Origin of the sequence: Bacillus sp. ME78 (assembly GCF_903970865.1) — a bacterium.
Lineage (GTDB): Bacteria > Bacillota > Bacilli > Bacillales > Bacillaceae_G > Bacillus_A > Bacillus_A cereus.
Window position 1 is genome coordinate 1 of record NZ_CAJCKK010000026.1, and the last position, 25,462, is coordinate 25,462.

A 25,462-nucleotide genomic window follows, 5' to 3' on the forward strand; every position below is an offset into this window, starting at 1 on the left:
ACTTTGACTCCGTCATGCGCTGGTTCGAATCCAGCTAGCCCAGCCATTTACGAGCCATTAGCTCAGTTGGTAGAGCATCTGACTTTTAATCAGAGGGTCGAAGGTTCGAATCCTTCATGGCTCACCATTTTCGCGGAAGTAGTTCAGTGGTAGAATACAACCTTGCCAAGGTTGGGGTCGCGGGTTCGAATCCCGTCTTCCGCTTTATTACTAAGGGGCCTTAGCTCAGCTGGGAGAGCGCCTGCCTTGCACGCAGGAGGTCAGCGGTTCGATCCCGCTAGGCTCCATCTAAATAGAAAAAGCTTACATCATATGATGTAAGCTTTTTTGTGTTTAAAAAGACAACTTTTATATTTATCGTTTAAAATGAAGAAAACGTAAAAATAAGGGATGGGGGATAATTGTGAAAGTTGTTATTGCATCTGATTCATATAAAGAAAGCCTAAAAGCTATAGAAGTATGTGAAGCTATTGAAAGAGGTTTTAGAGCAATTTTTCCTAATGCAAAGTATGTGAAAATACCAATTGGAGATGGAGGAGAAGGGACGGTTGAATCGCTTGTTGATGCTACAGGGGGGAGAATTATATCAATTAGTGTGACAGGACCGCTTAGAGAAAGTGTGCAAGCTTTTTATGGCGTGTCTAAAGATAAAAAGACAGCGTTTATTGAAATGGCAGCAGCATCAGGATTACAGCACGTTCCAGTTGAAAAGCGAAACCCACTTATTACAACGACAAAAGGAACAGGAGAACTTATATTACATGCGCTAAATCAAGGGGCGGAGTACATAATTTTAGGACTTGGAGGAAGTGCTACAAATGATGGTGGGGCAGGCATGTTAGCAGCTTTAGGAGTAAGATTTATAAATGATAAGGGTGAAGTAATAGATCCATCTGGAGGTACGTTACATTCGATTGTTGCTATTGATTTTTCACAAATGGATCCACGCTTAAAGGGGGTAAAGATAGAAGCGGCATGTGATGTGGATAATCCATTAGTCGGAATGCAGGGAGCATCTTTCGTATTTGGGAGACAAAAGGGTGCGAATGTAGAGATGATGAAAGAGCTAGATGAGAATTTAAAACATTATGCGAATATTCTTAAAAGATATGTATCTTCTGATGTATCTGAAATACCTGGTGCAGGGGCAGCAGGAGGAATGGGAGCGGCTGTTATTTCAGTGCTAAAGGGAGACTTGCGAAAGGGCATTGAAATTGTATTGGATTATACAAATTTCGATAAACATATAGAAGATGCAGATCTCATTATAACTGGTGAAGGTAGAATAGATGAACAAACTGCATATGGGAAGGCTCCTGTTGGTGTTGCGGGGCGTGCGAAACGTTTTTCTGTGCCTGTAATTGCTATTGGAGGGTCTGTATCATCTGATTATTCAGCCGTGTACGAGAAAGGAATAGATGCGGTATTTAGTATTACAACGAGACCGATGACACTAGAAGAAGCATATAGAGTAGCAGAAGAAAATATTGAAATGACAACGAAGAATATTGCAACAGTATGGAAAATAGCGTCAGAAAAACACTTCTAAATGTAGGGGTGTTTTTTTATTATTATTTAATAATAGTGATTGTGATTGTTTCATTAAGTTAACTTTATACATAGAATAGTCTTGAAATTTGATTTTCAACGTGAATATAAGTGAATAATTTGTATATCCATACAGAAAAATGTCGAGTTGAGTCAGACTATATAAAAGATTTAAAATATTTAGTGAAGGCACAGAAGGGGGATACTATCTATGAAAAAAGAAATCTCAGTTATTGGAGTTCCAATGGATTTAGGGCAGATGCGTCGTGGCGTTGATATGGGACCGAGCGCAATCCGTTATGCAGGGGTAATTGAAAGAATTGAAGAAATTGGATATGACGTTAAAGATATGGGAGATATATGTATAGAGAGAGAAAAAGAGATAGATGAAAATACAAAATTAAGAAACCTTACACAAGTTGCAACTGTATGTAATGAATTAGCAAGTAAGGTGGATCATATTATAGAAGAAGGTCGTTTTCCACTTGTATTAGGTGGTGACCATAGTATTGCTATCGGTACATTAGCTGGTGTAGCAAAACATTATAAAAACTTAGGTGTTATTTGGTATGATGCACACGGTGATTTAAATACAGAGGAAACTTCACCATCTGGAAATATTCACGGTATGTCACTTGCAGCAAGTTTAGGTTATGGACATTCTTCACTTGTAGATTTATATGGAGCATATCCGAAGGTGAAAAAAGAGAATGTCGTAATTATCGGTGCGCGTGCATTGGATGAAGGAGAAAAAGATTTCATTCGAAATGAAGGTATTAAAGTGTTCTCAATGCATGAAATTGATCGTATGGGGATGACGGCTGTTATGGAAGAAACAATCGCATATTTATCTCATACTGATGGTGTACACTTATCATTAGATTTAGATGGTCTTGATCCTCATGATGCACCAGGTGTTGGGACGCCTGTAATTGGTGGTTTATCTTATCGTGAAAGCCACTTGGCGATGGAAATGTTAGCAGAAGCGGATATTATCACATCTGCTGAATTTGTTGAGGTAAATACGATTTTAGATGAGAGAAATAGAACGGCAACAACAGCAGTTGCTTTAATGGGTTCTTTATTCGGTGAAAAACTAAAATAAATGTAAGAAAAGCAACTGAGAAGTTGCTTTTTTTATTTGAAAATAGGCGTATAATAATGATTTATATTATACTGTAAGATAAAAATGTTTGAAATCTTACCAATTTGAGCTAAAGGGGGTTGTTTGTAATTGTCGTTTGTTTCATGTATGGTATAATTAACTAGTTGTTGGAAATACATACAGATAGAGCATAAAACAATATTTCAATATATGGATAGAATTGCTCGTAAGTAGGAGGAAGGGATAGCATGCCTTTTGAAGATACGACCATTTTGAAATATCTTAGTACGGCATTAGATATTGCCATTGTATGGTTTATTATATATAAGCTGATTCTCATAATCCGAGGGACGAAAGCTGTTCAACTTTTAAAAGGGATTACAGTTATCATTGTCGTTAAGATGATTAGTATTTTCCTTGAATTGCATACGTTATCTTGGCTAACTGAACAAGTATTAACATGGGGATTTTTAGCCGTTATTATTATCTTTCAGCCAGAATTGCGAAGAGCACTTGAGCAGCTAGGGCGCGGGAGTTTATTTTCGCGTGTTGGACCGCATGAGGATGATGAACCTGAAATGGTTGCAACAGCGATAGCAAAAGCAACCGAATATATGGGGAAACGTAGAATAGGTGCATTAATTACTTTGTCAAAAGAGACCGGTATGGGTGATTATGTGGAAACGGGTATTCCGCTGAATGCAAACGTATCATCGGAATTACTTATTAATATTTTTATTCCAAATACACCTCTTCATGACGGAGCGGTAATTATGCAAGGAAGTACAATTAAAGCAGCAGCATGCTATCTTCCATTATCAGAAAGTCCGTTTATTTCTAAAGAATTAGGAACTAGACATCGTGCTGCAATGGGAGTTAGTGAAGTTACTGATAGTATTACAGTAGTTGTGTCTGAAGAAACTGGTCAAATTTCTTTAACGAAAAATGGTAAGTTGCATCGTGATTTGAAGACAGAACAGCTGAAGGATATGTTATTAGCTGAATTTAGTGGGAACGAAAAAACGACTTCTTCGTCTTTATGGAATTGGAGGAGAAAGCGTCATGGATAAGTTAATGGAGAATCATTGGTTTTTAAAAGGGATCTCATTACTATTGGCGTGTATGCTTTTTATGTCAGCGACGTTAACTGAGAAAAATACGACATCAGGTATATTACCTTTTGCAAATGATACGAAAGAAACATTAACTAATTATGAGATTAATCTTAAGTATGATGAGGAGAAATATATTGTAAGTGGTATTCCAGCAGAGGGCGTTAAGGTGAAGTTAGAAGGCCCAAAAGCATCAGTTGCTACAGCAAAAGCAAAAAAACAATTTGACATACCAATTGATTTGCGAGATAGTCCAAAAGGAACTTATGAGATTTCTTTAAAAACGAACGGGCTTCCAGACGATGTGAAAGGAACAGTTCAGCCATCAACAATTAAAGTTACTCTTCATGAAAAGGCGAGAAAATATGTTCATGTAGATTTGAAATTATCAAATGAGGATCAAATGCCAGCGGGGGCTACTCTCGAAAAATCAAGCATTAAACCGGATACTGTTGAGGTAGTTGGGACGAAAGAAGAAATTGAAAGCATTTCATCTGCCAAAGCGTATGTTGATTTAAAAGGTGTTAATAAAACTGTTACAAAAACGCCCGAAGTTACATTATACAATAAAGAAGGAAAACGTTTAAATGTAAGAACAAGTCCATCTAAAATTAGTGTAACGTTGAATGTGGCAACGCAAACTACAGCCAATAATACTGAAAAAACTGTTCCTGTAACGTATACGAAGAAGGGGAGTTTAGCAGAAGGATTGGCAGTTACAAATATCAGTGTCGAGCCGAGAGAAGTAACGATAGCTGGTCCAAAAGATATTTTGGATAATATACAATCGCTAGAGGGGGTCGAAGTAGATCTTAGTCAATTGACAGAGTCTACAACATTCGATGCCTCTGTTTTATTACCCAAGGGTGTAACCAGTGCAAAACCGAATCAAGTGAAGGTTTCGGTGGGAGTGCAAAAAACAAAACAAACGAAAACAAAAACGATTGATGGCATCCCAATCCAAAAAAATGGACTTTCTAAAGATGTTACGGCTCAGCTAATTTCGCCGCAAGATGGAAAGATAAGTGTTGATATTTCAGGAGAAGCAAGTATAGTAGATAAAATAACAGCTGCCCAAATAACAGCGGTAATTAATTTGCAAAATGTATCTTCAGGGACGAAAGATATTTCTATTCAAGTGAGTGGACCTGGTAATATTTCAATAGAGTCAAAACAAAAAAGTGCTAAAGTTACTATTGTAAAGAAAGAAAAACCAGATAAAGAAGTACAGGGTAACGGTCAACAACCGGATTCAAACACCAATCAAGAAAATCAAAATGAGAAGCCAAAAAATCCTGAATCCAATCAAGAAAAAGAAACGGAACAGGAAAATAATCAAAACCAAAACCAAAATCAAGATAAAGATAAAGAAACTAGTCAAGAACCAACGGTAGATAACCATAATCAAAAAGAGCAAGAAAAAGGAGCGAATCATAATGGGTAAATATTTTGGTACAGATGGAGTACGTGGAGTTGCAAATAAGGAGTTAACACCTGAATTAGCTTTCAAAATTGGGCGTTTTGGTGGTTATGTATTAACAAAAGATACAGATCGTCCAAAAGTAATTATCGGTCGTGATACACGTGTATCTGGCCATATGTTAGAAGGAGCTTTAGTAGCAGGTCTATTATCAACTGGAGCAGAAGTAATGCGCCTTGGCGTTATTTCTACACCGGGTGTTGCTTATTTAACAAAAGCACTAGATGCACAAGCAGGTGTTATGATTTCTGCATCTCATAATCCAGTACAAGATAACGGTATTAAATTCTTTGGTTCAGACGGCTTTAAATTAACAGATGAGCAAGAAGCTGAGATTGAAGCTTTATTAGACAAAGAAGTTGATGAACTACCACGTCCGACAGGTACTAATCTTGGACAAGTGAGTGATTACTTTGAAGGTGGACAAAAATATTTACAGTACATTAAACAAACTGTTGAAGAAGATTTCTCTGGCCTACATATCGCTTTAGATTGTGCACATGGTGCAACTTCTTCTCTAGCTCCATACTTATTTGCAGACCTAGAAGCTGATATTTCAACAATGGGAACTTCTCCAAACGGTATGAATATTAACGAGGGTGTAGGATCTACACATCCAGAAGGCTTAGCTGAATTGGTAAAAGAAAAAGGTGCGGATATCGGACTTGCTTTTGATGGCGATGGCGATCGTTTAATTGCTGTAGACGAAAAAGGAAACATCGTTGACGGTGATCAAATTATGTTTATTTGTGCGAAGTACATGAAAGAAACTGGTCAATTAAAACATAATACAGTTGTTTCAACTGTTATGAGTAACCTAGGTTTCTACAAAGCACTTGAAGCAAACAATATTACAAGTGATAAAACAGCAGTTGGTGACCGCTATGTAATGGAAGAGATGAAACGCGGTGGTTACAACTTAGGTGGAGAACAATCAGGCCATATTATCTTACTTGATTACATTACAACTGGTGACGGAATGTTAAGTGCACTTCAACTTGTAAACATCATGAAAATGACGAAAAAACCATTATCTGAGCTTGCAGGAGAAATGACGAAATTCCCACAATTGCTAGTAAACGTTCGTGTAACAGATAAAAAATTAGCATTAGAAAATGAAAAAATTAAAGAAATTATTCGTGTTGTAGAGGAAGAAATGAACGGTGATGGCCGTATTCTTGTTCGTCCATCTGGAACAGAGCCACTTATTCGTGTAATGGCAGAAGCACCAACACAAGAAGTTTGTGATGCATATGTACATCGCATTGTAGAAGTTGTGAAAGCCGAAGTTGGCGCTGAGTAATTAGCTGAATTTATATGAAAAAGGAGCACAAAAAGTGCTCCTTTTTCATATGTTTTATAGACGATGAAAAAAATTTCATTGACGGTTTATCCATGTTTGTTATAAGATGGTCTTGTTCTTTTTCTCAAAGGAAATATTGTAAATTATAAAAGCGCCAGAACTACAAATAGTGTAGTTGACGAGGTGGGGTTTATCGAGATTTCGGCGGATGACTCCCGGTTGTTCATCACAACCGCAAACTTTTACTTAAATCATTAAGGTGACTTAGTGGACAAAGGTGAAAGTGTGATGAGAGAAGAGGAATGGATGAAAACTAGCTGTATAAGTATATACGGACTTAAACCCAATCGAGAGGAAGGTGAAAGCCGTTACAAGCTTACAGGGCTAGCAATATGTAATCCGTTTTTTTAGTATAAATAAAAATGGTATCGGACTATGTCGTTACATGTTCGCAGAGCAGTGTAAGCATTTGTAACGGCGACTAAACATGTGTGGAATCGTAGGATTTATTGGAGAGCAAGATGCAAAGGAAATTTTATTAAAAGGTTTAGAAAAGCTAGAATATCGTGGATATGATTCAGCAGGTATTGCAGTACAAGCAGAGAACGGTGTTGTTGTATACAAAGAAAAAGGCCGTATCGCAAAACTTCGTGAAATCGTAGATGAGAACGTAGCAGCAAGCGTAGGTATCGGACACACACGCTGGGCTACACACGGTGTTCCAAGTAAAGTAAACGCGCATCCGCATCAAAGTACATCAAAACGCTTTACACTAGTTCATAACGGTGTAATTGAAAACTATGAATTAGTGAAAAAGGAATATTTACAAGATGTAACGTTCGTAAGTGAAACAGATACAGAGATTATCGTACAGCTTATGGAACAACAAGTGAGCACAGGATTAAGTGTAGAAGAAGCGTTCCGTAATACGCTATCTCTTTTACATGGCTCTTATGCAATCGGATTACTTGATGCTGAAAATCCAAACATGATTTATGTTGCTAAAAACAAAAGCCCGCTATTAGTAGGTGTTGGTGACAACTTTAATGTTGTGGCGAGCGACGCTATGGCGATGTTACAAGTTACAGATCAATTTATTGAGTTAATGGATAAAGAAATCGTAATCGTAACGAAAGAAAGTATTACAATTAAAAATTTACAAGGTGAAACGATTGAACGTGCACCGTTTACAGCGGAATTAGATGCAAGTGATATTGAAAAAGGAACATACCCTCATTTCATGCTTAAAGAAATCGATGAGCAACCACTTGTAATCCGTAATATAATTCAAAAGTATCAAGATGAAAATGGCGAGATTGAATTAAATCAAGACATTCGCAATGCGATTTTAGATAGCGATCGTATTTACATCATTGCATGTGGAACGAGCTATCATGCAGGTCTTGTTGGAAAACAATTTATCGAGAAGTTTGCAAAAATGCCAGTTGAAGTGCATGTAGCAAGTGAATTCTCTTATAACATGCCATTATTAACAGAAAGACCATTCTTCATTTACATTTCACAAAGTGGTGAAACAGCTGATAGCCGTGCAGTACTTGTACAAACGAATGAAATGGGTCATAAAGCATTAACGATTACAAACGTACCTGGTTCTACGCTTTCTCGTGAAGCGGATTATACACTTCCGTTATACGCTGGACCAGAAATTGCAGTTGCATCAACGAAAGCTTACACAGCACAGCTTGCAGTACTTTCAATTTTAGCAGCTGATATTGCTAAAGCAAAAGGTGAAGTTCTTGATTTCGATTTAACACACGAACTAGGACTTGTAGCAAATGCAATGATAGAACTTTGTGATCAAAAAGAAGAAATGGACGCATTAGCAAAACAATTTTTAGCGACAACGCGTAACTGTTTCTTCATCGGACGTAGCGTAGACTTCTACGTAGGATTAGAAGGTGCGTTAAAACTAAAAGAAATCTCTTACATCCAAGCAGAAGGATTCGCTGGAGGAGAGTTAAAACACGGTACAATCGCTTTAATCGAAAATGGTACACCAGTTATCGCACTTGCTACACAAGAGCACGTAAACCTTGGAATTCGCGGCAACGTGAAAGAGGTAGTAGCACGCGGAGCTAACCCATGTATCATCTCAATGAAAGGCTTAGAAATGGAAGGAGACAGCTTTGTATTACCAGCTGTACACGAAGCACTAGCACCGCTAGTAGCAGTTATTCCATTACAACTTATTTCATACTACGCAGCACTTCACCGCGAGTGTGACGTTGATAAGCCACGTAACTTAGCTAAGTCTGTTACTGTTGAGTAGGAGATTGGTAGGTTAATAAATATAGTTGTAGTTTTAAAATAAATTTACAAATTTGCACCCCTTTAGATATTTTATCTAAAGGGGTGTTTTTGTGTCGAAAAATAACATCTAGACTTGGTAAGTGGATAGAACCCTATAGATTAAAGTTTTACCTTATCGAATTCACTTTTATTTATCTGAATCTTCCATTATTATTTTAAGTATTCATGAACAATTTCTTTGATTACGACAAAAAGAGACGAGAGATTTATGGACATTTCAGGGGGGATATTGATGAAAACGATTAAAAAAACATATCTAAGTATAGAAGAGATTATTTCATTACCAACCTTATCAAGTACAAACATAAGTGATGATGGTAAAAACGTAGCATTTGTAAAGAAGACGGCTGATTGGAAAGACAATACATATAGGAATCATGTATGGATATATGAAAAAGATAAGAAGCAGAGTTACCCATTATCAAATGGGGATATAGATAGTACACACCCATTATGGTCTCCAGATGCTAAGTGTATCGCATATCTTAGTCCAGTTGGTGATGGGAAAAATCAGATATTTGTTAAGTCGCTAGATGGTTATAGCGAGGTTCAAATTACTGATGAGAAGGAAGGAATTAGTACATTCAAATGGGATCCTGCTGGTAAAGGTTTTTATTATGTTGCACAGTCAAAAGAATGTGAGGAAATAAAGAAACGTAAGGAATTATATGGAGATTTCCATCATGTAAGTAAGGAACACCAGAATAATTGTTTATATTACATTAAAATAGAAAAGGTGATACAAAGTGATACAGATGAACACGAGAACAGAGTTGTTTATCGATTAACTGATGGTAAGGATTTTCATATCCATGAATTTGATATTTCAAATGATGGTAAAAAGGTTGTATTTATGGCGACACCAAGCTCAAATATGGCAGATTATATAAATGGAGATCTATACATACTCCATATTAAAGCTGGAGAGCTACAAAAGCTGAATGTGGATAAATTGTTGGGAGGGAGTGTTTGCTTTTCTCCTGATGGCAGCAAAATTTGTTACCCAGCAAGCATAAGAGAGAGGGATTACTATAGAAACTATATACAAGATAGTACGTTAGAGATATATGATATTCATAATGGAGAGCTAATTCAACCTTTAACAGATTTCGATAGTACGGTTATGCCATTACAGTGGACAGCTAAAGGGATTTTAATTAGATGGCAGAATAAAACGAATTATCTTATTGGGGTGCTAGCTGAAGATGGAACTGTGGAAATATTAAGCGAAAAAGTAGATGGCTTTATAATGGATGCTTCTATAACAAAGGATGGAAAACATATATCCTATAATAAGGCTAGAACAAATGAAACTTTTGAAATCTATTTAGACGATAAAAAAATAACGGATGAAAATAGATTTTTTAAAGGAAAACTTAAAAGTAACAGGGAAATCATCTCATGGAAAAGTAGTGATGGTCTTGAAATAGAAGGGGTTATATCAACCCCAGTAGAGTTTGATATAAATAAAAAATATCCTTTATTAGTAGTAATTCACGGTGGTCCGGCTTGGGCATCCTTCCCGATATTTTCAGACTGTTTTAATGAGAAATATCCTATTGAACAGTTTATCGAAAAAGGCTTTATAGTTTTAGAACCAAACTATAGAGGAAGTTCAGGTTATGGTAATGAATTTTTAAAAGAAAATTATAGAAAACAAGGAATTGCTGACTACGATGATATTATATCTGGAGTGGATAAACTAGTTGATCAAGGGATTGTAGATAAAGATAAAGTAGGAGTTATGGGGTGGAGTAACGGAGGATATATATCCGCTTTCTGTTCTACGTTTAGTAGTAGATTTAAGGCGATTTCAGTGGGCGGTGGAATTACTAACTGGAGTAACCATTATGTAAATACAGATATATCTTACTTTATTAGAATGTATTTAGGAAATACTCCATGGAATGATCCAGAGATATATATGAAGACATCACCTATGACGTATATTAAATCAGCTTGTACGCCTACCTTAATTCAGCATGGAGAAAAGGATGCAAGAATTCCAATTACAAATGCATATGATCTATATCAAGGATTAATGGATATGGAAGTGGATACAGAATTAATTATATTTAAAGGAATGGCATATAGTCCTAATCAGCCGGGAATGAATGTAGCTATTATGAAGCAGAATTTGATGTGGTTTTCACACTATATTCTTGGAGAAAGTATGGAGGGTTTTAGAACTTTATAATGGATGTTTGTACAAGACATAAGGTTGAAACGGTCTTCATCTTGAGATGATTTATTATAAAATATATACTTAAACTACTATCCGTACACACATCAGGGAGGACTAATATGACAGGAAATAAAAATGACTTACTAGTAGAAAAACGTCAAGAGTTATTGAAAGTATTGCAAGCTCGTTTTGAGAAAAATATGAACCGCCATGAAGGTCTTGAATGGGCTAAGGTTGAAGCTAAGATAGAAGCTAATGCTGAAAAATTGTGGTCACTTAACGAAATGGAAGTAACTGGCGGTGAGCCGGATGTTGTCGGTTATGATGAAGAAAAGGACGAATATACTTTCTATGATTGTTCAAAGGAGAGTCCTAAAGGCCGCAGAAGTCTTTGTTATGATCTTGAAGCGTTAGAATCAAGAAAAAAACATAAACCAGAAAATAACGTTATTGATGTTGCAAATGCTATGGGCATTGAACTATTAACGGAAGAACAATATCGGGAATTGCAACAACTTGGCGATTTTGACATAAAATCATCAAGTTGGGTACAAACACCTTCAGATATTCGAGAACTCGGTGGTGCTCTATTTTGTGATTATCGCTTCGGACATGTTTTCGTGTACCACAATGGAGCAGACTCTTACTATGCTGCCAGAGGTTTTCGTGGCTCGTTAAAAGTTTAAATTAGGATAAATAAGAAAAAGAGCCTATACTCAGGCTCTTTTTCTTATTTATATTTTAAAAGTAAACTGTTACTACGCAGTTTTACTTAATTTATATGTTCCGTGGTTATTTTTACGGAAAAGTTTAGGGAAAACATAGCCATCTAATCCAATACGTCCAGCGTTATGACCTGCAACTAAAATGAACATAGTCAAAATAAGTAGGTTTGGGTTTACACTAACAGTTCCGCTTAATAAAAATGAAAGATTCATTATGATTCCGAAAAATGCAGCTGTTTTTGTTAATCCGCCTAAAATTAAACCTAGACCTACTAAAATTTCTCCCCATTGAACTAAAAAGCTAAATAGGTCTGCGTTTGGAAGAACAAAATGTTGAAGAAAATCTGCCCACCAACTTTGTACTGCAGGATGGTCACCTGATGCTTGAGCGATAGCGCCCTTTAGAAAACCACTTGCATCAAAAGATTGTCCGAAAACTTTACCTATCCCAGCAGCGAGCCATTTATACCCTATGTAAAGCCGTAAAAGTAATAATATGAAAGCAGCACGTTTATCAGTTCTTAAAAAATTGATAATCATTGAAATCCCTCCAATATTGTATTTACAAGTTTATTATATATCCATTGTGAAAAGATTCACAATGGATAAAGTGTGAACAAAAATGGTGTTTTTATAAAATGAAAAAGGCATATAACAATCATATGTTATATGCCTTTTCTAATATATACTTAGTAACTTATTTAGGTAATGTAAATTTAGCTTTTTTACCTTGTGAAATATCTTTAGCTTCTTTATTTCTCATAGGTCCTAACTCAATCTCAAAGCTTTTGTCTTTCCAAATCTTTTCATACTGCTCTTGATCTAAAATATATACTTGTAGTAACTCTCCAGATGTTCCAGTTTTAACTGCAGCATTATAGTCATAATTTAATAGCATACCTTCATTAATCGTATATTGTGTACCATCATTCACTCTTAATGTAGAGCTTATAGGAGATAGTGAAACGTCTTGAACATCTTTGTTATCAAGCTTGAATTTTACTGTTAACAGAACAAGACCGTTTTTAAAATTTGCAAAGCGTGGAGCTTCGACGGAATTTGGTGTGAATTGAGTGAATTGGTATCCGTCTAATGTAACATTAACAGCGCCTAATTCTTGGTTGTTATTAATACTTGATTTCTCTTTTAACATTTTTTTATCGCCCATGTTATTAGCTGTAGCTTTATCTTGGTAGAAAGTATTATCTGTTGCAACTTTTTCAGCACCCTGTTTGTTTAAACTTAATGAAAAGCTTCCAGGATTTCCGATTGGAGCATCAAATTTTCCTTTATTAGCTTGTGCAGTTGGGACTGTGACTGAGACTGTTGAGAGACTTGAAATTTTCGCTAGATCATCTTTTCCGAATGGATAAGCGATATAACCAGAAATAGTTTCTCCTGCTTTTACTAAGTAATCATTCGTTGGAGCAAGTTTAGTTGGGAGCTGATCTTCTTTTGGAATTAAATCTTTATAGTTACTATATGCTTTCTGCGCGCCAGTAAATGACATGTCCAATGCTGGCATATAATAAATATCTTTAGCTGAACTATTTTTTACGCTGTAGTTCACAAGAATAACTCCACCTTCTGTTTGACGATTAAACGGAATATCGAAGTTTGTATGGAATCCATTTAATTCAACTAATGTGTAACTATTCATTGATACTGAAACATCTTCAGCTTTATAGACTTGTGGTTCTTTATTTTCAAAAAGAACTTTTGTTTTACCACCTGTTTCTTTTTCCATATAGGAAATCAGCTTAGAGTAGTCGCTTGATCCAGTAGCTGTATTTTCAGGCTTTTTATCTTCAGTTTTTTTATCTTCGGATTTTTTTTCAGTAGGTTTACTTTCTTTCGTTGTATCTGTTTTTTCCGTTTTGCTTTCTTTTGTTGCATTCTCTTTTTGTTCTTTATTTGTCGTATCGCTTTGACCACAGCCGGTTATTACAAAAGCTGCTACGATTACTGCAGAAAATAAAGAAAGTAATTTTTTTGACATATTTCTTCCCCCTATTTGTTTAAAACTAAATTCTCACATTAGCCCCACGTTTTATTATAAGAAGGTTAGTCAATATTTACCAGTATTTTTCTGATTATTTCCATTATTTATTATATTATAATATAATAAATTCGATAGAAGTTTGGAATGGAATATTGGTTTTTATTTTTTTATCATTTGAAATAGTACATCATATTGGTATGATAGAAACAGAGATATATGGAAAGGAGACAAGGACTCGATATGTGGATGAACTTGTAATGATTAGAAATTGGATAGATGAATTTTTCTCTCATAAGTGAGGGTTTATTTAGCTATTTGTAAATCATGCAAGGACTGCATAGTTGGCTTGTACATCCCTTTTGTAAGGACAGAGGTCTAGGTGGGGAAATTTATATCTCTTATATAAAATATGCGTCCTTTAAACTTGGAGGAGTATATGATGAACCAATTAAAAAATAAAGTAGCAGTTGTTACAGGCGTAAGTCGTCTAGACGGTATAGGAGCAGCGATTTGTAAAGAATTAGCTGAGGCAGGATACGATATATTTTTTACGTATTGGACGGATTATGATAAAGAGATGCCTTGGGGCGTTGATAAAAATGAACAAATACAATTAAAAGAAGAGCTATTACAAAAAGGTGTTAGAGTATTGAGCATGGAGTTAGATTTAACTCGGAATGATGCACCGAAAGAGCTTTTAAATAAAGTTACTGAACAATTAGGGTACCCTCATATATTAATTAATAATGCAGCATATTCTACGAATAATGATTTCTCTACGTTGACTGCTGAAGAATTAGATAAGCATTATATGGTTAATATTCGTGCGACTACATTGCTCAGTAGTCAATTTGCCCGAGGATTTGATAAGAAATCTGGTGGTAGAATTGTTAATATGACTTCGGGGCAATTTCAAGGTCCTATGGCAGGAGAACTAGCTTATGCGACAACGAAGGGAGCTATTGATGCTCTTACTAGTACGTTGTCAGCAGAAGTAGCTCAATTAGGAATAACAGTGAATGCAATTAATCCAGGACCAACCGATACAGGATGGATGACTGAAGAGATAAAACAAGGGTTAAAGCCAATGTTTCCTTTTGGCAGAATTGGTGAGCCAAAGGATGCAGCTAGACTCATTAAATTTTTAGTAAGTGAAGAAGCTGAGTGGATTACGGGGCAAGTTATTCATTCAGAAGGCGGATTTAAAAGATAAAAAGAAGGTATCTCACCCTGGTGAGATACCTTCTTTTTTAATCTTTCTTCAGTCTTCGTGCAACCCCATTACCTAAAGACTGTAATCCTTGAACGAGGATAATTAGAATAAAGACGGTTGCATACATTACTTCAGGTTCATAGCGTAAATGTCCGAAGCGATATGCTAAGTCCCCTAGCCCGCCAGCACCTACAAGACCAGCCATTGCTGTTGCGCCGATTAAGCCAATCGTTGCAATTGTTAATCCAAGTACAAGGGAGGGACGAGCTTCTTTAACCATGACGTGCCAAATGATTTTTATAGTAGAGACTCCCATCGCTTGATAGGCCTCAATAACCCCTCGATCTACTTCTAGTAAGGCTGTCTCCATTAAACGTGCGATATAGGGAGCTGTGAAGACGACAAGTGGTACGATAACACCTTGCACGCCAATGGATGTTCCCATTAGAAACTTTGTAAAAGGTAAGATGAAGAATAATAGAATGATAAATGGAAGAGAGCGAATGATATTAATAACTGTATTAAGAATAGGATAGATGATTTTATTTTCACGCTGCCCACCAGGTCTCGTTAAAACAAGTGTGACGCCAAGTGGCAGTGCAATAAGGAGTGAGATGAGTAATGAAATAGATGTCATTTGAAAGGTTTGAATTGTGGCTTCCCATATGACTTTACCCCATTCATCCAAAAAGGACTTGTTTCCCATAATCTGTTCTACCTCCTTCTACGATGATTCCTTGCTCTTGTAAAAATGATAAAGCACGGTGGATTTCATTTTGTTCTCCTTGCATATGAACGACTAGTTTCCCATATGCTTCATGTTTTAACTGCGTAATATTACCGGATAAAATATTCGGATACACTTGGAAACGTTTTGTGGCAACAGCTAAGGCAGGTTCACCTGAAGTAGTGCCAATAAATGAAAGTGTTACAATTTCTCCAGTATTCTGTAGTTCTTTCTGTACCTCTTCTGGAATTTTAGCTGCAAAGGCGCTATTTACAAATTTCTTCGTTGTTACATGTTGTGGGTTTGTGAAAATATCTTTCACAGTCCCGCTTTCGACTACAGATCCATGTTCCATAACGGCAACGCGGTCGCATATACGTTGGATAACGTTCATTTCGTGTGTAATGAGTAAAATCGTAATTCCAATTTCTTCGTTAATCTTTAATAACAAATCAAGAATAGAATCAGTTGTTTCTGGATCTAAAGCGCTCGTTGCTTCATCACTTAATAACACTTCAGGCTCATGTGATAGTGCACGTGCAATTGCAACGCGCTGTTTTTGACCGCCAGAAAGTTCACTTGGATAAGCATCTTTTCGATTGAAAAGATCGACAATGCGTAAATATTTTTCTACCCTTTTTTTAATTTCCGCTTTTGGAATGCCAGCAAGGCGTAAAGGCAATGCAATGTTTTCATAGATGGTAACAGTTTTAAGTAAATTGAATCCTTGAAAGATCATTCCGATTTTTTGTCTCGCTTTTGCTAGTTCTTTTGTCGATAACGTTGTTAAGTCTTGTTCGTTTACAATGATATTTCCTGTCGTTGGTTTTTCTAATAAATTTACACATCGAATCAATGTGCTTTTACCAGCGCCGCTATACCCAATGATTCCAAATACCTCGCCTTTTTCTACTTTAAGGGAAGTAGACTTAAGAGCCTCAACAGTCCCTTTTTTTGTTGAAAATACTTTGGATATGTTTTTTAATTCAATCATTATCGTCAGCTCCTACCAAGATGGTAAAACTGAACCATCAAATTTTTTCTCGATAAACTCTTTTACTTCTTTAGATTGATAAGCTTTCTTTAATTTATTTACAACGGCATCATCTTTATTTTCAGTACGAACAACGACCCAGTTCACATATGGTGAATCTTTTCCTTCGCGGAAAATAGAATCTTTCGCCGGACTTAATTTTGCACCTAATGCAAAGTTTGTGTTAATTGCAGCTGCTTTCACTTCACTTAGTTGCGTTGGTAATTGAGATGCCTCTAATTCGACAATCTTTAATTTTTTTGGATTTTCAATTACATCTTTTGCAGTCGCTTTTTCTGTAGCCTTTGGATCAACTTTTAAAACCCCTGCTTTTTCAAATAATTTTAAAGCTCGCAGTTCATTCGTTGGGTCATTTGGTACAGCAATTGCATCGCCCTCTTTTAAGTCTTTTACATCTTTTATATCTTTAGAATATACGCCCATAGGGAATGTTACTGTTGAAAATACTTCAGCTAATTTCATATTGCGTTCAGCTTTAAATACATCTAAATACGATTTTGTTTGGTAGCTATTTACATCAAGGCTTTTTTCATCTAAAGATACGTTTGGCGCTACATAATCATTAAATACTTTTATATCAATTTCCAGACCATCTTTTGCTGCAACTTCTTTTACCTTTTCAAAAATTTGTTCATGCGGCCCACCTGTTACACCGACAGTAATCTTTTTCTCGTCTAATGCTTTTACCTCTTTATCTGAACTCGCGCTACATGCGCCTAATAATAATACTGCTCCGCTTACAATGCTTAATAATACCTTTTTCATCTATAAATCCCCCTTCATATACGTTCCAAAATAAAAAGCACCTCCCAAAAATAAGAGAGGTGCCGAATAGACGAAATAGATTCCTCTCTTATCTTCCAAAACGAAAACTCGTTTTGCAGGAATTAGCACCTTAGCTTATACGTCATAAGCTCGGTTGCCGGGCATCATCGGGCCAGTCCCTCCGCCACTCTTGATAAGAGTATGTGTATGTAGTTTTGAATATGGTACTAATAGTAAATCTTACAAAAAGAATTGTCAATGATATTTTCAGAATATATTTTATTTTAAGGTAATCGAAACATTTCCTTTCTTATGGCCCATTTCTACATATGTATGGGCTTCTACAACTTCTTCTAATCGGTAAGTTCTATCAATAACAGGCTTTAGCTTTTCTGTTTCAGCTAGTTGTTTTAGTAGGTTCATATCTTCTTTACTGACTTTTGCCATCATTCCGTTCACAGATACATATTTTCCATTAGGCATTAATGCATCTGTACAAAGAGACTTATTATATTTTCCAACTGCATCAAATATAATATCGTAGTGATCGCCCCGCTTAGTAAAATCTTCTTTCATATAATCAATTACGTTGTCTGCCCCTAAAGCTGTTACTAAATCGAAATTCGAACTACTACAAATGGCTGTGACAGTCGCCCCGAAGTATTTAGCAAGCTGTACGGCAGCTGTCCCTACTGACCCAGAGGCGCCGTATATAAGTACTCGTTGCCCTTTTTTTATCTGTCCTTTTCTAAGGAAGTGCAATGCTGAAGTTCCGCCAAAAGGAATAACGGCAGCTTCTTCATATGTCACATTGGTAGGTTTTAATGCTATTAATCCACTTTCATGCACGCATGTGTATTCCGCATAACCACCAAGGTTTAGTTCTGTTAATGCAAAAACTGGATCTCCTTTTTTAAATTGTGTTACATCTGATCCAATGTCTTCGATTTCACCGGATAACTCTACGCCAAGTATAGGTTTTCTCGGTTTTCTGAAACCTAATATGATCCGCATAGGAATCCAAAATAAGAGGGGGCTATTAAAGCCACGTATTCTACAATCTCCAGTCGATACACTTGTTGCGTGAATTTTAACTAATACTTCATTTTTCTTAGGTTTAGGCTTTTCTATATTTTGAAGCTGGAGAACATTAGGTGGTCCATACTTTGTGCAAATAATAGCTTTCATAATGACCTCCTGAAATGAGTTGTTATTATTTACATCATATTTAAACTTTTTCTCAAACATGTTGCTATATAGGAAATAAATTTAAAGAGGAATATTACGAATTATATAGATTTCATAGGAAAAGAGATGATATTATTTTTGGGAAGGAGGGGACGTTATGAAAAAATTTATTTTAATTTCAAGTTTAGTACTTGCAGTCGGTCTAGGAGTAGGGTGTAGTAATGAGAAAACAAAAAAGACTGATGAGCCGAAAAAAGAAGCTGTGCAGAAAGAAAAGGAATTAACAGCGAAGGATGTTTTCAATAAAGCGAATGAAGCTTTTAAAAACGAAGAAAATGTAACGATGACATATGATGTGGGAATAAAGGCTGAAGGAACAGAGATGAATGTAATAAAGGCCAAAATGCAATTAGAGCCGAAGCAAAAAAATTCTCGCTCTGAAATGAATGTTTCTGGTACAGAGGTTGTTGTTTATGATGTGGGTGGCAAAATTGCTGGTCAGTTGAAAAATCCTAATACGGGTGAAGTGATGTCTGTACCAGAGGAACAATTAAATGCTAACGGAATGAATGCGACTCAAGGAATGGTAGATAATTTAGAGATTCCATCGGAAATTTTAAATAAAGTGAAGATGGAGAAAAGTGGAGATAATTATAAGCTGAAGTTTGCATTAAAAGGGCAAGAGACAGAGAGTATGTTAGCTAGTATGGATGAAAAGCAGAAACAAATGCTACAAGGCCAAAATGCAAAGATAGAAGAAATAGATGGAGAATATATTATTACAAAAGATTTTAAATATGAATCAGCAAAGATAGATATGGTTATGAGTAGCAATGGTGAGGATAAAGCGCACATTATTACGGATGCGAAGTTTACATCGTATGATAAATTTGATCCAATACAATTGCCAGCAGCAAAGTAATCACTGTCAAGAGAGGTACCTGAAAGAACGGGTATCTCTTTTTGTTGCTAATAAGGAGAGTGTCCTTTGAAAAAAAGAAAGATAGTAGTGGTCATTGTCGCATATACGGTTTTGCTTGCAACGTCTGTACATACGTATAAAAAACAAATTGATCATCCTATTATGAGTGATGTAGGTAAATTGCTTCCGACAAAAATAAAACGTGTTGAAAGTGCTACGGAAGAGCACTCGTTAATAAAATTAGTGCGAGATGCAAAAGTTTCAGGAGAGAAAATTTCCATTGCAGGCATGCAACATAGCCAAGGAGGACAGACATATTATCCGAATGGCACGATGCTCGATATGAAAGGATATAATAAAATATTAGAATTCGATCCAGAGAAGAAGCGTATTACAGTTCAAAGTGGTGTCACGTGGAATGATATTCAGAAGAAAATAAATCCATATGGCCTTGCGGTACAGGTCATGCAGTCTCAAAATATTTTTACTGTTGGTGGTTCATTAAGTGTAAATGTACATGGGCGTGATATTCGTCATGAGGCACTAATTGATACAGTAGATTCATTTAGATTGTTAATGGCAGATGGCACGGTACGTAATGTAAGTAGAGAAGAAAATGCAGAGTTATTTCCATATGTCATTGGGGGTTACGGTTTATTTGGAGTTATTTTAGATGTGACGCTGAAGTTAACAGATGATGAATTATATGAAATGCACACGAGAATGATAGATTATAAAGAATACGCATCTTATTTCAAAGAGAAAGTGAAAAGAGATGAGAATGTTCGTATGCACTTAGCGCGTATTTCTGTTGCTCCAAATTCATTTTTAAAAGAGATGTATGTGACGGATTATACTTTGGCACAAAATCAAAATATGAGAGAAGAGTACAGTGAATTAAAGGAAGAAAATATTATAGCTGCACCTAAATTTTTACTTGGGTTATCACGTTATAGTGATTGGGGAAAGAATACATTTTGGGATATACAAAGAGGTTATTTTGAACGTACAGATGGAAAGTATGAGACGCGTAATAATGTTATGAGGTCAGATAGTGCTTTTATGGAATATGAAAATCCAAATAGGACCGAAGTGTTACAAGAATACTTTGTGCCTATAGATGCTTTCACGGAGTATATAGATGATTTACGTAACGCATTAAATGAAGAAGAGTTTAATTTACTCAACATTACGATTCGTTACGTGGAAAAGAATGAAAATGCAGTTTTGTCCTATGCGAAAGATGATATGTTTGCGCTGGTTCTTTTGATTAACCAGGGACGCTCAGAGAGTGAGATAAAGAAAACAGAGGATGTCATCCGGAAGATGATTGATGTTACTTTAAAGCATAACGGTAGTTACTATTTGCCGTACTATTCTTATCCAACGAAAGAGCATTTAAAAAGGGCATATCCTCGTATTGAAGAATTTCTCAAGAAAAAGAAGGAAGTAGATTCAGAAGAGAGATTTGTTAATTTATTTTATAGGGAGTATACGAAATGACATATAGAAGATTTGTGGCTTCGCAAAGTATTATCATGATGGCAGGAAGTATGGTATTTCCTTTTTATATATTATTACTTCGAAACGTTGGAAATAGCTTCTCGCAATTTGGCTGGGCGTATGGCTTATTTGCTTTAACATCAGCACTTGTATATCCACTAGTGGGAAAGGTATCTGATCAAGTAGGTGATAAAAAATTATTAATCATATACGCTTGGTCCATGGCAATCTTAATGCTTTGCTTTCCGATTGCCACGGAAGTATGGCATGTGTATATTCTTCAAATTGTAATGGGAGTTTTAGGTGCTGTGCAGCGTAATACTGAGAAGACTTCATTAGCACGAAAGATTGCGCAGGAAAAGGCTGGTTATGAGATTGGAAAATACCATGTGTGGACATCCATTGGCGGAGCAGTAGCGGTTATTGCCACGGGATATTTAGTAGATTTCTTTACGATTGGTACAATTTTTTATATTGCATCTATTCTATATGTAGTGAGCGGGATTGTATTAAGTAGTAAAAAAATATAACTATTCCTATTTTCACCTTAATACCCTTTATTTGTTATACTAAAAGGGAATACAAAAGAAAAGGGGACAGTGCCTTTGATGAAATTTGTAGTTTTAGCTATTCTTACTTTGTTTTTGATTCCATGGACAAGAAGTAGTAGTAAGCTTCGAGCAGTGGATAAGAAGGGAGATAAGAAGGTTGTAAAGGGTAAGAAATCATCTATTTTAGTTATTCCTGTTTTATTTTGGATAGGTATTGCAATCTATGAATACTTTTGGCTAATTGATGATCGAGTAGACTCGATTCTTACTCATTATTCTGTTGCAGTAGCAATTTTAATTGGGCTTGTTTTATTTTCACAAGATCAAATAGGGAAATTAGAAGGTACATTAAAAGGACTTCTAATGTTTATTTTACTCGCAAGTTACGGCTACTTTGGTTATTTGCACGATATAGTAATCTCGCAAAAGAAATATGATTCTGTTGTTAAGATAGAGAAAGATATTTCAGAGCCATTTACTGAAAATGACCAGCCGTTTACAGTGCCGCCAAAGACAGCGGAGAATAAGATGAAAAAAGTATTTGGTGATATTCCGAAAGTAGCTTATTTTGAGCTAGGAGAATTAACGCCACAAATGGTAAACGGCGAAGCTTTATATGTAGCGCCGATTGAAGTTTCAGGATTTTTTAAAGCGCGTAAAGCTGAGACAATTCCAGGGTATGTAACGATGTCAGGTACGAATCCTGATGCGGAAGCGAAACTGCACCTCGGTTATAAAATGAAATATGTGCCAAGCATGTTTTTTGGTAATAATTTAGAGCGTGTGGTAAGGCAAGCAGAACCAAATTTAATCTTTAAAGGAAAACCTAAATTTGAGGTTGATGATAAAGGAAAACCATATTATACAATGACGTATGGTGAATTTATTTCAGGAAGATCTGGATTTGAGGTAGAAGGTGTTGTCGTAGTAGATGCACAAACAGGTGAAGTGAAAAGATATGATAAAGGAAAGGCACCTAAATTTGTTGATGGTGTATTAAATCATGAGACTGCATCTACGTTAAATACGTACTTTGGTAAATATATTCACGGATTTTGGAATACGAAATTCTCACAAACAGATATGAAAATTCCGACTGAGTGGGGAACGAAAGAAGGCGTGACCCCGATCTTTGGTAAAGATGGAACACTGTATTATTTTACAGACTTTACTTCTCCAAAAGAAGGAGTAGATTCAGCCCTAGGCTATTCATTAGTAGATGCACGCACAGGCAAGCTATATTACTATAATGGAAAAGAAGTGAAGGGGATTATGGATGGTTCAGCAGCTACAGAAGTAGTAGATAATTCCTTTAAGAGAGAGAAATGGCATGGGACAATGCCTGTCATTTATAACGTATACGGTAAACCAGCTTGGATTATTCCGGTTGTTGATGACGGAGGCCTAGTACGTGCACATACAGTTGTATATGCTGCTAATGCAAAAATATTTGCGACAGGTTCGACGCAGAAAGAAGCGCTTGAGAATTATAAAAACGTAATGAGCGGTAATGGTGATACCTTTAGACCAACCTCAACAGGAAAAGAAGCGCAAAAAGAAGGTATTGTACAACGTGTATATAAAGAGAAATCAGGTGAAAATACAATCGTGTACGTACTTTTAGAGAATGAACAAAAGGTATTTATGATACCAGTGAAGAAATTCCCGTATGCTATGTTTACAGAAGTAGGAGACCCAATTCAAATTACATATTTAGATACAGGAGAGACGATGGCCTCGGTATCTAAATTTACGAATAGCAATGTGAAAAAGTAAAGCGATAGAATTTCTATCGCTTTTTTTTACATTATGAAAGAGGAAAATGCGCTGTACTTGACGTATGTTTATGATGTAACTATAATTGTTACGATTCAGTGTGTATAGGAAAGGGTGAATTGAAAAAGTGAATGAAGTTAATCACGAAATATACAAACCTGTAAAGGCAAACAGGTTATGGATGATTCTTGTATTAGGAACACTTACGGCGATTGGGCCATTATCTATTGATATGTATTTGCCTTCATTACCGAAGTTAACGGATGATTTGCAAACAGGTGCATCCCTAGCGCAGCTTACATTAACAGCTTGTTTGCTTGGGCTGTCAGTAGGACAATTATTTGTTGGCTCAATTAGCGATATTTACGGAAGACGCAAACCACTTATTATTGCTCTTATTATTTATGTTGCTTCTTCTTTACTTTGTGCTGTTGCGCCATCTATTTGGACATTAGTATTATTGCGCTTCCTACAAGGAGCTTCAGGATCAGCCGGGATTGTTATATCACGTGCAATGGTACGTGATATGTACTCAGGTTCTGAAATGACGAAGTTTTTCTCACTGCTTATGTTAGTAAACGGAGCAGCACCTATTTTGGCACCGATTATTGGGGGGCAATTATTACAGTTTACAACGTGGCGCGGTGTTTTCATCGTTCTTGGAGCAATTAGCGTATTCATGTTAATCTCAGCTACTTTTGTATTGCGTGAAACATTACCTCCTGAAGAAAGAGAAACGGGTGGTTTGTCAGGGACTTTGGCGACGTACGGAAAATTGTTAAAGGACCGTCTGTTTATGGGATATGCATTGTCACAAGGATTAGTAACAGCGGCAATGTTTGCATACATTTCGGGCTCACCATTTGTGTTGCAGAACATATACGGAGCATCACCACAGCAATTTAGTTTATTCTTTGCGATTAACGGCATCGGTATTATTATTGCTAGTCAGGTAACGGGTCGTTTAGCGGGGAAAGTGAATGAGAAGACATTATTTGTTGCTGGTATTATTATCGCAGCTGTTGGTGGCCTATCTTTACTACTGACAATCGTACTAGGAATAGGTTTAATCGGTGTTTTATGTTCGTTATTCCTTGTTGTATCAAGTGTCGGGGTTGTATCAACAACTGGGTTCTCATTAGCGATGAGAAATCAGAAGCAAGCTGCAGGAACAGCGTCAGCTTTATTAGGCTTATTACAGTTCATTTCAGGAGCGCTTGTCGCTCCGCTAGTAGGTATTAGTGGGAGTAATACAGCGTTACCGATGGGTGTTGTTATTGCGCTTTGTGAAGTAGGAGCAGTATTATGTTATCTATTTATGGCCAGAAGAAGTGAGAAGCAGTTTGAACTGCAACAAAGACAAAATTTAGAGGCTTAACAAAAAAGAACTGATTCAAAGGGAATGTTTGAATCAGTTCTTTTTTTCATTTCTTTGAAATACCTCATACATATTATTCATGATCGTATCATATAAAACAGCAAGTTTATCCCACACCCAGCGATTACTATCGACTTCTTTTTCCCCACAGTCGATAATATCGGTATGGTCAGTAATTTTATACGCTTTTTTAACGATAATAGGAGCAATCTTCGGTATACGTGGGATTTCCTTTAAGGTATCTGCAAAGTTTCCAATGTAGACATGACCGATGATTTCGATTGTTAATGATTTATCCGATATATTTAGCACGGTATGAAATTGATTTGTATGTTGTTGTTTTAAATATTGAGCTAACTTAAATGGAGCATGCTTCTTCTTTAATACGCGGCGAAGGCTCTCTGTATTTTCGATATGAAGTGATTTTTCGCGAATAAGGACACGAATATCTTCTCCCATAAAAGGCATTGTGTTGTACATAGATGATTCTCCTTAAAACCTTACATATGTTTGCGTTATGCATATGTAAGTCTAGCATGGTTTGTTCTTTATGTGTGCTTACAGTTTTGTAAGGTGATGTAGTAAAGCATTGCA

21 protein-coding genes, 3 tRNA genes, 1 pseudogene and 1 riboswitch are annotated in these 25,462 nt (G+C 36.2%); of the genes and pseudogenes, 18 read left to right on the forward strand and 7 right to left on the reverse strand.

The window, feature by feature from the left end; all coding sequences use genetic code 11:
* The first annotated feature begins 51 nt into the window (after positions 1–51).
* The 12 genes and pseudogenes from H6481_RS22060 (at position 52) to H6481_RS22110 (ending at position 11,750) form a co-directional block, all read left to right on the forward strand.
* Positions 52–127 (forward strand) — tRNA-Lys (locus H6481_RS22060).
* Between the two features lie 5 nt (positions 128–132).
* A tRNA-Gly gene (locus H6481_RS22065) sits at positions 133–204 on the forward strand.
* A 10-nt stretch (positions 205–214) separates the two neighbouring features.
* Positions 215–287 (forward strand) — tRNA-Ala (locus H6481_RS22070).
* A gap of 116 nt (positions 288–403) precedes the next feature.
* A complete protein-coding gene (locus tag H6481_RS22075; protein ID WP_063546195.1) occupies positions 404–1,549 on the forward strand; it encodes a glycerate kinase in 1,146 nt (381 codons plus the stop codon).
* Between the two features lie 210 nt (positions 1,550–1,759).
* Complete coding sequence (rocF, locus tag H6481_RS22080; protein ID WP_000711563.1) at positions 1,760–2,653, forward strand: arginase; 894 nt, start codon at positions 1,760–1,762, stop codon at positions 2,651–2,653.
* A 248-nt stretch (positions 2,654–2,901) separates the two neighbouring features.
* Positions 2,902–3,723 carry a diadenylate cyclase CdaA gene (cdaA, locus tag H6481_RS22085; RefSeq protein ID WP_001115694.1) on the forward strand — a complete coding sequence of 274 codons (822 nt, stop codon included), beginning with the start codon at positions 2,902–2,904 and terminating at the stop codon, positions 3,721–3,723.
* The gene (locus H6481_RS22090; RefSeq protein WP_182813230.1) at positions 3,716–5,209 is read left to right on the forward strand and encodes a CdaR family protein; all 1,494 of its coding nucleotides are present in this window, start codon (positions 3,716–3,718) and stop codon (positions 5,207–5,209) included. Before cdaA ends, H6481_RS22090 begins: the two co-directional genes overlap by 8 nt.
* Positions 5,202–6,548: a phosphoglucosamine mutase gene (gene glmM / locus H6481_RS22095; RefSeq protein ID WP_000521476.1), complete on the forward strand. Its 1,347-nt coding sequence runs from the start codon at positions 5,202–5,204 to the stop codon at positions 6,546–6,548. Before H6481_RS22090 ends, glmM begins: the two co-directional genes overlap by 8 nt.
* A 288-nt stretch (positions 6,549–6,836) precedes the next feature.
* Positions 6,837–7,023, forward strand: a pseudogene (locus tag H6481_RS28965) (hypothetical protein).
* A 12-nt stretch (positions 7,024–7,035) separates the two neighbouring features.
* The gene (gene glmS, locus H6481_RS22100; protein WP_000334155.1) at positions 7,036–8,838 is read left to right on the forward strand and encodes a glutamine--fructose-6-phosphate transaminase (isomerizing); all 1,803 of its coding nucleotides are present in this window, start codon (positions 7,036–7,038) and stop codon (positions 8,836–8,838) included.
* Positions 8,839–9,111: 273 nt separating this feature from the next.
* The gene (locus tag H6481_RS22105) at positions 9,112–11,076 is read left to right on the forward strand and encodes a S9 family peptidase (protein ID WP_182813232.1); all 1,965 of its coding nucleotides are present in this window, start codon (positions 9,112–9,114) and stop codon (positions 11,074–11,076) included.
* 107 nt (positions 11,077–11,183) lie between these two features.
* Positions 11,184–11,750: a DUF4256 domain-containing protein gene (locus H6481_RS22110; RefSeq protein WP_000147402.1), complete on the forward strand. Its 567-nt coding sequence runs from the start codon at positions 11,184–11,186 to the stop codon at positions 11,748–11,750.
* 72 nt (positions 11,751–11,822) lie between these two features.
* Here the strand turns inward: H6481_RS22110 and H6481_RS22115 are convergent, their stop codons facing one another.
* Together H6481_RS22115 and H6481_RS22120 are read right to left on the reverse strand one after the other, a co-directional pair.
* Positions 11,823–12,329 carry a DoxX family protein gene (locus H6481_RS22115; protein WP_182813234.1) on the reverse strand — a complete coding sequence of 169 codons (507 nt, stop codon included), beginning with the start codon at positions 12,327–12,329 and terminating at the stop codon, positions 11,823–11,825.
* Between the two features lie 157 nt (positions 12,330–12,486).
* A complete protein-coding gene (locus H6481_RS22120) occupies positions 12,487–13,788 on the reverse strand; it encodes a DUF5068 domain-containing protein (protein ID WP_071731284.1) in 1,302 nt (433 codons plus the stop codon).
* A 439-nt stretch (positions 13,789–14,227) separates the two neighbouring features.
* Between H6481_RS22120 and H6481_RS22125 the strand changes: the two genes are divergently transcribed.
* On the forward strand, positions 14,228–15,004 hold the full coding sequence (locus H6481_RS22125; protein WP_002094237.1) for an SDR family oxidoreductase: 777 nt from the start codon (positions 14,228–14,230) through the stop codon (positions 15,002–15,004).
* Between the two features lie 37 nt (positions 15,005–15,041).
* Here the strand turns inward: H6481_RS22125 and H6481_RS22130 are convergent, their stop codons facing one another.
* The 4 genes from H6481_RS22130 to H6481_RS22145 all read right to left on the reverse strand — a co-directional run bounded on the left by H6481_RS22130 (position 15,042) and on the right by H6481_RS22145 (position 18,738).
* Positions 15,042–15,710 carry a methionine ABC transporter permease gene (locus H6481_RS22130; protein ID WP_061660792.1) on the reverse strand — a complete coding sequence of 223 codons (669 nt, stop codon included), beginning with the start codon at positions 15,708–15,710 and terminating at the stop codon, positions 15,042–15,044.
* Complete coding sequence (locus tag H6481_RS22135) at positions 15,685–16,725, reverse strand: ATP-binding cassette domain-containing protein (protein ID WP_016084002.1); 1,041 nt, start codon at positions 16,723–16,725, stop codon at positions 15,685–15,687. The genes H6481_RS22130 and H6481_RS22135 overlap by 26 nt, the downstream gene beginning before the upstream one ends.
* 12 nt (positions 16,726–16,737) lie before the next feature.
* Entirely contained in the window at positions 16,738–17,550 is an 813-nt protein-coding gene (locus H6481_RS22140; protein WP_069354752.1) for a MetQ/NlpA family ABC transporter substrate-binding protein, read from the reverse strand.
* 85 nt (positions 17,551–17,635) lie between these two features.
* Positions 17,636–17,750: riboswitch (SAM riboswitch) on the reverse strand.
* Positions 17,751–17,829: 79 nt separating this feature from the next.
* On the reverse strand, positions 17,830–18,738 hold the full coding sequence (locus H6481_RS22145) for an NAD(P)-dependent alcohol dehydrogenase (RefSeq protein WP_000643855.1): 909 nt from the start codon (positions 18,736–18,738) through the stop codon (positions 17,830–17,832).
* A gap of 157 nt (positions 18,739–18,895) precedes the next feature.
* Here H6481_RS22145 and H6481_RS22150 point away from each other — a divergent pair, with 157 nt between their 5' ends.
* The 5 genes from H6481_RS22150 to H6481_RS22170 all read left to right on the forward strand — a co-directional run bounded on the left by H6481_RS22150 (position 18,896) and on the right by H6481_RS22170 (position 24,868).
* Positions 18,896–19,660, forward strand: a complete 765-nt coding sequence (locus H6481_RS22150) for a DUF6612 family protein (RefSeq protein WP_000713524.1) — start codon at positions 18,896–18,898, stop codon at positions 19,658–19,660.
* 66 nt (positions 19,661–19,726) lie between these two features.
* Positions 19,727–21,163, forward strand: coding sequence for an FAD-binding oxidoreductase (locus H6481_RS22155; RefSeq protein WP_064531589.1), 1,437 nt, complete (start codon positions 19,727–19,729; stop codon positions 21,161–21,163).
* Positions 21,160–21,693, forward strand: coding sequence for an MFS transporter (locus H6481_RS22160; RefSeq protein WP_182813236.1), 534 nt, complete (start codon positions 21,160–21,162; stop codon positions 21,691–21,693). Before H6481_RS22155 ends, H6481_RS22160 begins: the two co-directional genes overlap by 4 nt.
* Before the next feature lie 78 nt (positions 21,694–21,771).
* On the forward strand, positions 21,772–23,490 hold the full coding sequence (locus tag H6481_RS22165; RefSeq protein WP_069354754.1) for a DUF3981 domain-containing protein: 1,719 nt from the start codon (positions 21,772–21,774) through the stop codon (positions 23,488–23,490).
* A gap of 118 nt (positions 23,491–23,608) precedes the next feature.
* Positions 23,609–24,868 carry a multidrug effflux MFS transporter gene (locus H6481_RS22170; RefSeq protein ID WP_259347389.1) on the forward strand — a complete coding sequence of 420 codons (1,260 nt, stop codon included), beginning with the start codon at positions 23,609–23,611 and terminating at the stop codon, positions 24,866–24,868.
* A 33-nt stretch (positions 24,869–24,901) separates the two neighbouring features.
* Here the strand turns inward: H6481_RS22170 and H6481_RS22175 are convergent, their stop codons facing one another.
* Positions 24,902–25,348, reverse strand: a complete 447-nt coding sequence (locus tag H6481_RS22175) for a hypothetical protein (RefSeq protein WP_000282869.1) — start codon at positions 25,346–25,348, stop codon at positions 24,902–24,904.
* Between the last annotated feature and the right edge of the window lie 114 nt (positions 25,349–25,462).

Bases quoted from the DNA above. Each gene is read 5' to 3' on its own strand.
- rocF (WP_000711563.1), top strand. From the start codon at position 1,760: ATGAAAAAAGAAATCTCAGTTATTGGAGTTCCAATGGATTTAGGGCAG.
- cdaA (WP_001115694.1), top strand. From the start codon at position 2,902: ATGCCTTTTGAAGATACGACCATTTTGAAATATCTTAGTACGGCATTA.
- H6481_RS22090 (WP_182813230.1), top strand. From the start codon at position 3,716: ATGGATAAGTTAATGGAGAATCATTGGTTTTTAAAAGGGATCTCATTA.
- glmM (WP_000521476.1), top strand. From the start codon at position 5,202: ATGGGTAAATATTTTGGTACAGATGGAGTACGTGGAGTTGCAAATAAG.
- glmS (WP_000334155.1), top strand. From the start codon at position 7,036: ATGTGTGGAATCGTAGGATTTATTGGAGAGCAAGATGCAAAGGAAATT.
- H6481_RS22105 (WP_182813232.1), top strand. From the start codon at position 9,112: ATGAAAACGATTAAAAAAACATATCTAAGTATAGAAGAGATTATTTCA.
- H6481_RS22110 (WP_000147402.1), top strand. From the start codon at position 11,184: ATGACAGGAAATAAAAATGACTTACTAGTAGAAAAACGTCAAGAGTTA.
- H6481_RS22115 (WP_182813234.1), bottom strand. From the start codon at position 12,329: ATGATTATCAATTTTTTAAGAACTGATAAACGTGCTGCTTTCATATTA.
- H6481_RS22120 (WP_071731284.1), bottom strand. From the start codon at position 13,788: ATGTCAAAAAAATTACTTTCTTTATTTTCTGCAGTAATCGTAGCAGCT.
- H6481_RS22125 (WP_002094237.1), top strand. From the start codon at position 14,228: ATGATGAACCAATTAAAAAATAAAGTAGCAGTTGTTACAGGCGTAAGT.
- H6481_RS22130 (WP_061660792.1), bottom strand. From the start codon at position 15,710: ATGGGAAACAAGTCCTTTTTGGATGAATGGGGTAAAGTCATATGGGAA.
- H6481_RS22135 (WP_016084002.1), bottom strand. From the start codon at position 16,725: ATGATTGAATTAAAAAACATATCCAAAGTATTTTCAACAAAAAAAGGG.
- H6481_RS22140 (WP_069354752.1), bottom strand. From the start codon at position 17,550: ATGAAAAAGGTATTATTAAGCATTGTAAGCGGAGCAGTATTATTATTA.
- H6481_RS22145 (WP_000643855.1), bottom strand. From the start codon at position 18,738: ATGAAAGCTATTATTTGCACAAAGTATGGACCACCTAATGTTCTCCAG.
- H6481_RS22150 (WP_000713524.1), top strand. From the start codon at position 18,896: ATGAAAAAATTTATTTTAATTTCAAGTTTAGTACTTGCAGTCGGTCTA.
- H6481_RS22160 (WP_182813236.1), top strand. From the start codon at position 21,160: ATGACATATAGAAGATTTGTGGCTTCGCAAAGTATTATCATGATGGCA.
- H6481_RS22165 (WP_069354754.1), top strand. From the start codon at position 21,772: ATGAAATTTGTAGTTTTAGCTATTCTTACTTTGTTTTTGATTCCATGG.
- H6481_RS22175 (WP_000282869.1), bottom strand. From the start codon at position 25,348: ATGTACAACACAATGCCTTTTATGGGAGAAGATATTCGTGTCCTTATT.